Genomic DNA, 10054 nt, shown 5'->3' on the forward strand with positions numbered 1-10054 from the left:
GAGGGCGCCGGCGATGTCTTGCTGGCGTAGTGCGGCGATCAAGTCGGTGATGACGGCCTTGACGTCGCCGACGATCGGCACGTCGGCGTGGCGGTTCTTGCCGATTTCGGCCGGGTCGATGTCGGCGTGGATGACCTTGGCCTCCGGGGCGAACGAGTCGAGCTTTCCGGTGACCCGGTCGTCGAAGCGGGTGCCTAACGCGATCAGCAGGTCGCTGCGCTGCAGCCCGGCCACCGCCGTGACCGTGCCATGCATGCCCGGCATACCGAGGTGCTGGGGGTGGCTATCCGGGAACGCCCCGCGCGCCATCAGCGTGGTGACCACCGGGATGCCGGTCAGCTCGGCCAGCTCACGCAGCTGCCCGCACGCGTCACCGCGGATGACGCCGCCGCCGACGTAGAGCACCGGCTTGCGCGCAGCCGCGATCAGCTTGGCTGCCTCGCGAACCTGCCGGTTGTGCGGTCTGGTGGTGGGCTTGTAGCCGGGAAGATCCAGCCGCGGCGGCCAGCTGAACGTGCACTGGCCCTGCAGCACGTCCTTGGGGATATCGACAAGCACCGCGCCGGGACGACCGGTGGACGCGATGTGGAAGGCCTCAGCCAGCGCCTGCGGGATCTCGTCGCCACTGCGGACCAGGAAGTTGTGCTTGGTTATCGGCATGGTGATGCCGGAGATGTCGGCCTCCTGGAAGGCGTCGGTGCCGATCAGCGAACGCCCCACCTGGCCGGTGATGGCGACCACCGGGATGGAGTCCATCTGCGCATCGGCCAGCGGGGTCACCAAGTTGGTCGCTCCGGGACCAGACGTGGCCATGCAGACCCCGACCTTGCCGGTGGCATGCGCATAGCCGCTGGCGGCATGCCCGGCCCCCTGCTCGTGGCGCACCAGCACGTGGCGCAGCTTTTGGGAGTCGAACAGCGGGTCGTATACCGGCAGCACAGCACCACCGGGAATACCGAAGATGACCTCTACGTCGAGTTGCTCCAACGATCGGATCACCGACTGTGCTCCGGTAAGCTGCTGCGGCGCAACAGCTTTCGACTGGACCCCGGGCGTCGCCGATTTACGAGTGCTCGGCGCGCCGTTGGCGGCCTGCGGCTCGGCTTTGGAAGCCCACGGGGTGGTGGGTGCGCTCACTGTGTCCTCTTTGATCCTGTTGTCATCGTTTTGCTGCGGTGCTCGGGATGCCGAACGGTGGGTGGGCAACAAAAAACCCCCGCCAGCTCAGCTGCTGCACGAGGGTTGCGCGTTGATGCCCGTGAAAGCCAGGTCCGCCTGAGCTAGTCAGCCACCAACGCGCCGACCAAGTACTACGAGCATCCTGGGCATATCCACAGCGTTCGACGGTAGTCTCCGCACAGGTCAGCCGTCAAATCCGCCCCCTTATGCGACGCAGCGCTTCGACCAAATGTGCGTGTCTGGCATCCGGTGTGCGGTGAGGGCGACGACACGCCGTGCAGGGTCGCTCTAGGCGCACGGTCGATGCGAATCGGCGCCGGCGATCGGTGCGATGATGCAGAGGTGGCTACCGGTTCCTCGGAGCAAACCTCGCCTGCGCCGCCCGTGGTGATCAAGGTGTCGCCGATGGCACACTTCGCCGTCGGATTCTTCACCCTAGGGCTGCTCATCCCGGTGCTGACCTGGCCGGTCACCGCGCCGCTGCTGGCGATCCCCGTGCTGCTCTCGGCGTTGATCGTCCGCCTGCGCACGGTCGCCGACCACGACGGGGTGACCGCGCGAACACTGCTGGGCAGCCGGAGGGTGAACTGGGATGACATCGACGGGCTGCGGTTCAGTCGCGGTTTATGGGCGCGGGCGCAGCTGAAGAGCGGCGACGAGCTGCGCTTACCGGCAGTCAGCTTCGCGACCCTGCCGTTGTTGACCGAAGCCAGCGCGGGGCGGGTGCCCAATCCCTACGCCTGACGGCGGGTTGTTAATGCAGGGGATTGGCGCCGTTGAGCAACACGAACACGGCGACGCCGGCGCCGACGCCCAGAACCAGCGCCGCGAACGAGCCGACGAACGGCCGCCGGGCCCAGCCGCGCCCGGCGTCGAACCCATAGCGGCCCGGACCTATCAGGATCACCGCGGCGGCGACGAGGATCAACATCAGTTGGTATTCATGCCCGCCCGGGAAGAAGAAGCGGAAGGACCTCGAATTGGACTGCGCTGACATGTCCGCAAGCAAGCCGTTGAGCAGATAGGCCAGCGCACCCGCGGCCGCCAGCGGGGTGAACAAGCCCAATACCAGCAGCACTCCGGCGACGATCTCGCCGCCAGCACCCACATAGGTCAAGATGTCCGCGTGTTGGTAGCCGGCGTCGGACAGCGAGTCCCTGAATGCGGTCAGGCCCTCCCCGCCCCACCAGCCGAAGAGCTTTCGGAGACCATGAGCGACCAGGACCGCGCCCAGCCCGACGCGCAACAGCAAGAGACCGAGATTCTGGGTGCCGCGCCGGCCGGCGGCGCGAACCCGCTCATCGTCCTCGGCCGTGTCGGTCTCATCTGGCCCGAATGCCGAGTGTCGGCCACTGGATTGCGGCTCCATATACGGCAACGGTTCCTGGCCGCCAAGCCCGAAGCCGGAGCCCACCCGACGTGCGTTGCCAGCGTCGTTGCCGGAGCTGTAGTGGGGGATCGTGGTGGTCTCGAAATCGCCGGCATAGTTGGCTGACGGCAGGTCGTCTTCCGGGTCGACCAGACTAGCTGAAGCCGGCCGGACCTGGGTCTGCGCAGCGGAATCGTCCGGCCGTCGCCAGTGCGATTCATTCGGTTGACTGGTCACGGGTGTCAGGGTAAGGGCATTTGCCGCTGAATTTGGGATTTGAACGGCGCTTTCGCCGGACTTAATTAGCAGTTCATCGCCCGCGACGCTGATGCGGCCCGTCGGGTCGGCGACGCGCGCGGCGATGTGGGTCCGGTGCCGGCCCACGACGAACGGGCCGATACAGCCGGGCGCGGTAACCTGGCCATCATGCGGGTACGGCGGTCGCTGCTAGCCGCGCTGTGGGTGGCGCTGCTGGTCTCGAGCGGCTGCGCGCGGTTCAACGACGCCCAGTCGCAGCCGTTTACCACCGAGCCGCAGCGGCGACCGCCGGCCACCTCGACACCTCCCCCACCTCCGCCGCTGCCGGCCAAACCGTTCCCCAAGCAGTGCCCGGCGCCGGGCGTAATGCAAGGCTGCCTGGAGAGCACCAGCGGTTTGATCATGCTGCCGGACAGCAAGTCGGCGCTGGTCGCCGAACGCACTACCGGTGCGGTTAAGGAGGTCTCGGTCAGCGCCGAGCCGAAGGTCAAGACCGTCATCCCGGTCGACCCGTCCGGCGACGGCGGGCTGATGGACATCGTGCTGTCACCGACGTATTCCCAGGACCGGCTGATGTACGCCTACGTCAGCACGCCCAGCGACAACCGGGTCATCCGCATCGCTGACGATGACATTCCCAAGGACATCCTGACCGGCATTCCGAAGGGCGCGACCGGCAATACCGGCGCGCTGCATTTCACCAGCAAAACCACCTTGGTGGTGCTGACGGGTGACGCGGGCAATCCGGCGGCGGCTGCCGACCCGGCGTCGCTGGCCGGCAAAGTGATTCGGATCGAGCAGCCGACCACGCTCAACCAGGCGCCGCCGACCACAGCGCTCACCGGTATCGGCTCGGGCGGCGGACTGTGCACCGATCCGGTGGACGGCTCGCTCTACGTTCTCGACCGTGCCCCGACCGCGGACCGGTTGCAGCGGATCTCGCGGGAGTCGCGGGTGTCGACCGTGTGGACATGGCCAAATCGGCCGGGTGTCGCCGGCTGCGCGGCGCTGGACGGCACCGTCCTGGTCAACCTGATCAACACCAAGCAAACCGTGGCGGTGCATCTCGCTCCGGCGACCGGTGCCGTCACTGGCGAACCGGAAGTCGTCCGCCAAGACACCCACGCCCACGCCTGGGCCGTGCGGATGGCGCCGGACGGCAACGTCTGGGGCGCGACGGTCAACAAGACCGCAGGGGACGCGGAGAAGCTCGACGATGTGGTGTTCCCGCTGTTCCCGCAGGGTGGCGGCTTCCCACGTACCAACGACGACAAGACCTAGAGCCCGTCCGATGCGCGCCGTGAAGCGGCGCGAGGAGAAGCCGGGCAATCAGATTTGGACGCCCGGGCGGTCTTATGCCTCGTGGCCGGGTTCGAGGTCGACGACGTCGGAAAAGCTCACCAGATCCTCCGAGCTGTCGGGGGCGTAGGCCCTGACGGGCTCCAGCACGTGACCGACATGGTCGCCGAGATCGATGCGGCTCTGTGTCTTGCCGACGAACCACGCCGCCGCGTCATCCAGAATGGGCATGCCCTCGGGCCCGCTGCGCCAGGAGCAGTGCTCGAATTTGTTGATCCGATCACCGGTTTGGCTGCCGAACAGTCGTGCCAACTCGATGTGGCGGCGTGCCACGAGATGCACGGCCAGATAGTCGGATTGGCAGGCCACCCCGAAGGTGTGGTTGCGCTTGGAAATGCCAACCAGGAACCGGGGCGGCTGCAAGCTGGTTTGGGTCGCGAAGCCGACCAGACACCCGGATGCATGGCCGCCGGCCTGGGTGGTCACCACAAACATGGTGTAGTCCAGCATTGCGACCAGCCGGTCGAAAGATTCGTCGCCCATCCGCTCATCATGGACTGACGCGCGAGAATTTGTTGCAGCCCCGCGCATCTACATCTACGCGAGCCGCTGGTTGGTCACGTCCAGTTGACGCGCCGTGCTGTCGGCCAACGCCTCGATCTGGTTGGGTTGCAGCCGGCCGCACAGCCGGCCCCAGTGGATTGCGACCTCGTCTCCGACGGCCACATCGGGTACCGCACTGTATCCGTCTACCCACACGGCGAGTCGACGCGGCGCCGGCTCGGACAGACCAAGTGCGCGCCCCTCCCACGTCAGTGCGCGGCACGACACCTCGATGTCGTCGCCGTCGCGGGAAATCACTGTGCCCCAGGTGATCCGGCAATTGTCGAGGACGTTCAACGGGTGCTCGTCGAGTCCCCGCCCGAGCAGCCGCGACCAAGGATAGATGCCGAACACGTGGAAGCAGTGGTTTGCCGCGGCCTCACCAATCAGATCCGGCCCGAGATGCGACCAGTAGCGGGCCGCCTGCGGGCCGATGATCGCCAGCAGCTGCTCGACGAACTGCGCCGGATCCAGCCGAGCGCCGAGACCCCCGCCGAGCCAATACGCTTCCACCAGGCGGTAGTCGAGCGGGTCGGCGATGCCGGTCATCGTCGACAGCACCTGCAAATAGGGCCAGGCGCCGGAGAACTTCATCGCCGCATCCCGCACGTCGTCCACCGAGCCGTCCCGCAATGTGGCTCCTAACGGCGGGCCGCAATAGCCCAGTGCGTTGGGGGCATAGGCGTAGCGGGCAAACATCTCCGCCCCGCGCGCGTCCACCGCAGCCGCTGTCATGCCCGCCCCGACGACCCGACGAGCTTGATGGCGTCGCGATGCATCCGCCCGAAGTTGTAGTAGGCCGCGCACGCGCCCTCAGGGGACACCATGCACGTGCCGATCGGGGTCTCCGGAGTACATGCTGTGCCGAAAATCTTGCACTCCCAAGGCTTCAGCACACCCTTGAGCACCTCACCGCATTGGCAGGCCTTGGGGTCGGCGACCCGCACGCCGGGCATCGCGTAACGCAGTTCGGCGTCGAAGTCGGCGAAGTCGTCCGAAAGCCGCAGCGCGCTTTGCGAAATGAAGCCCAGCCCACGCCATTCGAAGTGCGGGCGCAGTGCGAACACCTTGCTCATCAGCTTGAGCGCGGCCGGGTTGCCGTTTTCGGGCACCACCCGCGAATACTGGTTCTCCACCTCGCAGCGGCCCTCCCGGATCTGGGTCAACAGCATCGCCACCGACGCCAAGATGTCCAAGGGCTCAAACCCCGAGACCACCAACGGTTTTCCGTACACCTCCGGCACGAACCGATAGGGCCGGTTGCCGACCACCGTCGACACATGCCCCGGCCCGATGAAGCCGGACAGCCTTAGATCCGGTGATTCCAGGATCGCCTTGATGGGCGGCACGATCGTGACGTGGTTGCAGAACACGCTGAAGTTCTTCAGGCCGAGTTCGCGCGCGCGTACCAGCGTCACCGCCGTGGACGGAACCGTGGTTTCGAAGCCGATGGCGAAGAACACCACGTGCTTGTCGGGCTTGTCCACCGCGATTTTGAGCGCATCCAGCGGCGAGTAGACGAAGCGCACGTCGGCGCCGCGCGCCTTGGCGTCCAGCAGGCTGCCGTTCGAGCCGGGTACGCGCATCATGTCGCCGAAACAGGTGAAGATGACGTCGGGTTGCTCGGCCAGCCACATCGCGTCGTCGATGCGGCCCATCGGGATCACGCAAACCGGGCACCCGGGGCCGTGCACCAACTCGACGTTCTCGGGCAGCAAGTGTTCGATGCCGTGCCGATAGATGGTGTGGGTGTGCCCGCCGCACACTTCCATGAACTTGAAGTGGTCGCGCTCCCCGGCCAAGTGCTTGATCGCAACCAATAGTTTGCGGGCGGCCGCCGGGTCGCGGAACTCGTCGACGAATTTCATAGCAAGGCCTTCCCGTCAGACGATCGCGGTCGAGTCGAAAGCTTCCATCTCGGTGGCGTAGGCGTCGCCCATCTTCTTGACGGCCGCCAACGTGAGCAATGCTTCAGTTTCGTCGATCTTGGCCATCGCGAAACCGACGTGGACCAGCACCCAGTCATCGGGTTGCGGCATGTCGTTCTCCAGCAGCCGCACGCTGATTGTGCGCTGTACGCCGCTGACTTCGACCTTTGCCAAATAGTGTTCGGCGTCGGTGATCTCGACGATCCGCCCCGGTATCCCCAAACACATGTCAACTCCTTCCTGTGGCGGCCCGCTACGTCCTCAACAGATCCGCGGCAGCGGGTCGCCGACGAGCATGTCGACGATGCGGGTACCGCCGAACCCAGTACGTACCACCACGGTTTCCGCGGGCTCCGCCACGATCTGCCCGATCTCGGCTGCCTCGGTGCCCAGGGGATGCGACCGCAATGCCGCCAGCGCGGCGTCGGCTTCCTCGGGCGCCACGACAGCGACGAATTTGCCTTCGTTGGCGACATACAGCGGGTCGATGCCGAGCAGCTCACAAGCGCCGCTGACCATCGGGTGCACAGGAAGCCGCTCCTCGTCGAGCACCACACCCAAGCCACACGCCTGAGCAAGCTCATTGCAAACCGTGCCGACCCCGCCCCGCGTGGGGTCGCGCAGCCAGCGGGTCGACGGCGCGGCCGCCAACAGCACTTCCACCAACGGGCTCACCGACGTGGTGTCGGAACAGATATCGGCTTCGATCGCCAGATCGCCGCGGGCCAGCATCACCGCCATGCCGTGATCGCCCATGGAACCCGACAACAGCACCTTGTCACCAGGGCGAACCGACTGGGCAGACAAGCGCCGCCCGGGAGGAATCACACCGGCTCCGGTTGTCGTGATGAATAGCCCGTCCGCAGCGCCGTTGGGCACCACCTTGGTGTCACCGGTGACGATCTGCACAGCGCACTGGGCCGCAGCCGCCGCCATGTCGGCGACAATCTCCTTGAGCTCGGCAACCGGGAACCCCTCTTCCAAGACGAACGCCGCCGAAATCCATTGCGGCACAGCGCCTGCCACCGCCAAGTCGTTGGCGGTTCCGTGTACCGCCAGTTCGCCGATCGACCCGCCCGGGAACCGCCTGGGCTGCACTACGAACGAATCAGTCGACAGCACCATCCGCTCGCCGCTGGGCAAGCTGATCACGGCGCCGTCGCCGAGCGACTCCAGAATCGGGTTACGGAAGGCTTCCATAAACACCGCATCGACAAGGGCGGCCGAGGCTTTCCCGCCCGCTCCGTGTGCGAGGGTGATGTGGTCGTCGAGCAGCCGGGGCCGGCGCCTGCGGAACGATTCAATGCGCTCGATCACCTCACCCTCGGCGAAACGCGGACCCGAGGACAGGTATTCGCTTGCCGGCTTGCTCATCGGGCCTCCGCTCGCTGACTGACCATGTGCTCGTGCACCACTAACCACAGCTCGTAGCCCAGCAGGGCTTGGGATTCCTGAATCCGGTGCACACTCTGGGAGCGAACCACGAAGCACGCGTCGACATCCGCGCTCTTTGCGAACGCACCGCCGTCGTATCCGGCGAAGCCGACGGTGTACATGTCGCGCTGGCGTGCCTCCCGAAGCGCCGCCATCAGGTTGGGTGAGCTGCCGCTGGTCGACATCGCAATCGCGATGTCCCCTGGCTTGGCGCGGGCAATCAACTGGCGGGCGAACACCAGCTCGAAGCCCACGTCGTTGCCGAGTGCGGTCAAGATCGCCTGGTCGGCGGTCAACGACCAGGCCGGCAGCGGCGTACCGATAGGCGGGCGGGCGAAAAGCCTTGCCAGCGTGGTTGAGTCGGTGCAGCTTCCACCGTTACCGAAGGTGAACAGTCGCCCGCCGGCGGCGAAACGACGCGCCATCTCGCTGGCTGCGGTGGTCAGCAGTTCGGCGTTTTCCTCCAGCGTGGAGCGGCGCAGCGCGAGGCTTTCGGCCGCCTTGGCTTGCGCCGACGCGGTCAGGTCGGCCAGCAGCGACTTCGAGTCGTTCTCCTGTGCGTCAATGAACGGATACAAGAAGTTGGTGGGTTCTTCAGTCACGGGTCCTCCACTGTCAACGTGCGCCGCTCCTCCTCATCGCTTCGCAATGCATCGTCGTCGTCGCGGACGCGGCTGATCGCCGTCCCGGCGTGGACCAGCACCAGATCGCCGACAGCAACCGGGTCGACCAGCGTGGTGGCGATGGTCTCGATGCCCTTAGCGGTGCGCACTTCCGCCAGCCCTTCGGTCGACGGTGCCAGCACCTCGCCGAGCCGGCCCTCGTCGCTGCAGGTGACGCAGACGTCGTCGGCGCCTTCTTGTCTCAGCAACCCGGGATGTTCGAAGCAGACGTGGGTGAGCTCCCACAGCAGGTGGTAGAACAGGACGAATCCTCCGGTTGCGGGCACGCGCGGATCGGGATCGTCAAGCCAGAGCACGTGATCGGCCATACCGGGCTTCGGCCGCTCCCCGCTGCCGATCCAGACGGTGGTGGCGCCCCACGCCGGGCATCGGCGCATCACCGAGCGCACCTGAGCATCGTGGGCGCCAGATATCGCGACGACGATGTCGCCGGGGCGCACCGATACCCGGACCACGTCGACGACATCGGGACCGGTGATCGCCACTGCCGGCAATGCCCGCTTCCCCACTATCACCGGATGAATGAACTCGACCGCGATGTGCAAGGCGTGCGGCTCCCAGCCGGGCGCGATCGACCACATGGTGGCGCCGGCTGCGAACCGTTTGGCCAAGGTGAACGCGGTAGCGGCCAGGTCAGCCGTCAGCTCGGCGCCCAACCCGCGGTCAATCGCGGTGGTAGCTAAACGCATCAATCAGCCCTCCCCACGTGAGACTGCCGGTCCAGCGCGGTCATTACGGAGACCGCGGCCTGACCAAGCGCCAGTCCGCCGTCGTTCGGCGGAACCGTATGGTGGGTCAGCACCTCGAATCCCGCCTGCGCCAACCGCTTCCGGCAGGCAGTCAGCAGCAGCACGTTCTGAAACACCCCACCGGTGAGGCCGACCAAGCGGACGTGGCCCGCGACTAGACCGACCACCTCGGCGACGGCGATCGCCACCGCCTCGTGGAACGCTGCCGCCAACGCCGCCGGTGTTGCCCCGGCGCGCAGGGCCGGCACCATCGCAAGCACCATCCGGGTCGGGTCGATCACCCCGTCCGACCGCACATCGAACCGCAACGGTGGCAGCGGGTCGCCAGCCGTCTCGGCCAGCACCTCAAGTTCGATGGCTGCCTGCGCCTCGTAGTCGATCCGGTGTCGCACGCCCAGCAGCGAGGCGACAGCATCGAAAAGCCGGCCCATGCTCGAACACGGCACACAACCCACACCGCTGTGCAATTGCGAACGGGTAAGCCGCAGTTCGGCAGCTGTTGCTGCGGTGACCGGGGCAAGGTCGGGGGTCCAGTCGATGCCGGCCATCCAC

The 10054-nt window shown here is 66.5% G+C and carries 11 protein-coding genes and 1 pseudogene; 2 read left to right on the top strand and 10 right to left on the bottom strand.

The window, feature by feature from the left end; translation table 11 throughout:
* The coding region (locus VFA16_RS12390; protein WP_324968095.1) for a thiamine pyrophosphate-binding protein at nucleotides 1–1137 on the bottom strand (1137 nt) is incomplete at its 3' end.
* Nucleotides 1138–1584: 447 nt separating this feature from the next.
* On the opposite strand from VFA16_RS12390, the gene VFA16_RS12395 reads away from it, so the two are divergent.
* Nucleotides 1585–1923 (top strand): PH domain-containing protein, encoded by a 339-nt coding sequence (locus VFA16_RS12395; protein ID WP_324968104.1) that lies wholly within the window; start codon nucleotides 1585–1587, stop codon nucleotides 1921–1923.
* 10 nt (nucleotides 1924–1933) lie between these two features.
* Here VFA16_RS12395 and VFA16_RS12400 read toward each other — a convergent pair whose 3' ends face one another.
* Nucleotides 1934–2785 (bottom strand): DoxX family protein, encoded by an 852-nt coding sequence (locus VFA16_RS12400; RefSeq protein ID WP_324968096.1) that lies wholly within the window; start codon nucleotides 2783–2785, stop codon nucleotides 1934–1936.
* A gap of 189 nt (nucleotides 2786–2974) precedes the next feature.
* On the opposite strand from VFA16_RS12400, the gene VFA16_RS12405 reads away from it, so the two are divergent.
* Nucleotides 2975–4087 (top strand): PQQ-dependent sugar dehydrogenase, encoded by a 1113-nt coding sequence (locus VFA16_RS12405; RefSeq protein ID WP_414687706.1) that lies wholly within the window; start codon nucleotides 2975–2977, stop codon nucleotides 4085–4087.
* A gap of 72 nt (nucleotides 4088–4159) precedes the next feature.
* Here the strand turns inward: VFA16_RS12405 and VFA16_RS12410 are convergent, their stop codons facing one another.
* From VFA16_RS12410 to VFA16_RS12445, 8 genes and pseudogenes are all read right to left on the bottom strand, one after another.
* The gene (locus VFA16_RS12410; protein WP_324968097.1) at nucleotides 4160–4648 is read right to left on the bottom strand and encodes a flavin reductase family protein; all 489 of its coding nucleotides are present in this window, start codon (nucleotides 4646–4648) and stop codon (nucleotides 4160–4162) included.
* Between the two features lie 54 nt (nucleotides 4649–4702).
* On the bottom strand, nucleotides 4703–5443 hold the full coding sequence (locus tag VFA16_RS12415; protein ID WP_324968098.1) for a DUF6390 family protein: 741 nt from the start codon (nucleotides 5441–5443) through the stop codon (nucleotides 4703–4705).
* Complete coding sequence (gene hypD / locus VFA16_RS12420; protein ID WP_324968099.1) at nucleotides 5440–6576, bottom strand: hydrogenase formation protein HypD; 1137 nt, start codon at nucleotides 6574–6576, stop codon at nucleotides 5440–5442. The genes VFA16_RS12415 and hypD overlap by 4 nt, the downstream gene beginning before the upstream one ends.
* Nucleotides 6577–6591: 15 nt before the next feature.
* On the bottom strand, nucleotides 6592–6864 hold the full coding sequence (locus tag VFA16_RS12425; protein ID WP_324968100.1) for a HypC/HybG/HupF family hydrogenase formation chaperone: 273 nt from the start codon (nucleotides 6862–6864) through the stop codon (nucleotides 6592–6594).
* Nucleotides 6865–6897: 33 nt separating this feature from the next.
* A complete protein-coding gene (hypE, locus tag VFA16_RS12430; protein ID WP_324968101.1) occupies nucleotides 6898–8010 on the bottom strand; it encodes a hydrogenase expression/formation protein HypE in 1113 nt (370 codons plus the stop codon).
* The gene (locus VFA16_RS12435) at nucleotides 8007–8672 is read right to left on the bottom strand and encodes an SIS domain-containing protein (RefSeq protein WP_324968102.1); all 666 of its coding nucleotides are present in this window, start codon (nucleotides 8670–8672) and stop codon (nucleotides 8007–8009) included. The genes hypE and VFA16_RS12435 overlap by 4 nt, the downstream gene beginning before the upstream one ends.
* Nucleotides 8669–9442 carry a HypC/HybG/HupF family hydrogenase formation chaperone gene (locus VFA16_RS12440; RefSeq protein ID WP_324968103.1) on the bottom strand — a complete coding sequence of 258 codons (774 nt, stop codon included), beginning with the start codon at nucleotides 9440–9442 and terminating at the stop codon, nucleotides 8669–8671. The genes VFA16_RS12435 and VFA16_RS12440 overlap by 4 nt, the downstream gene beginning before the upstream one ends.
* A pseudogene (locus VFA16_RS12445) lies at nucleotides 9442–10054 on the bottom strand (carbamoyltransferase HypF); the annotation flags it as partial. The gene VFA16_RS12440 and the pseudogene VFA16_RS12445, both read right to left, overlap by 1 nt.

It is taken from the genome of Mycobacterium sp. (assembly GCF_035653355.1).
In the GTDB taxonomy this organism is placed as follows: Bacteria; Actinomycetota; Actinomycetes; order Mycobacteriales; family Mycobacteriaceae; genus Mycobacterium.